The 246-nt window shown below is 30.5% G+C and carries 1 protein-coding gene and 1 pseudogene; one reads left to right on the top strand and one right to left on the bottom strand.

The window, feature by feature from the left end:
• On the top strand, positions 1-93 hold a 93-nt coding region (locus IDG64_RS15395), incomplete at its 5' end, for a hypothetical protein (protein ID WP_241012139.1).
• Between the two features lie 25 nt (positions 94-118).
• On the opposite strand, the pseudogene IDG64_RS15390 reads toward IDG64_RS15395, so the two are convergent.
• Positions 119-246: pseudogene (locus IDG64_RS15390) on the bottom strand (hypothetical protein); the annotation flags it as partial.

Genomic DNA, 246 nt, shown 5'->3' with positions numbered 1-246 from the left:
AAGAAAGATGAATCGAAAAATGCGAAAGAAATGAAGAAAATTTCAAAAGATGCGCAAGATCAAGACAATGATGATCATGGAGGTGGACATTAATGAATTTTCCATGGGATCAATTACTAGTTAAAGGAGGGAAAGCAAGAATAACAATTAATGTAGTAATAAATGTTGTTACTGTAAACATTGGCATTTGCATAAACTTCATAGTTGGTGTTTTACATCTTAAAATTGTTACAAAGAAGTTGATAC

The organism is Staphylococcus sp. EG-SA-15, from assembly GCF_017151895.1.
Lineage (GTDB): Bacteria > Bacillota > Bacilli > Staphylococcales > Staphylococcaceae > Staphylococcus > Staphylococcus aureus.
The sequence above is the reverse complement of the archived record's forward strand: the minus strand, read 5'-3'. Positions and strand labels throughout refer to the sequence as shown.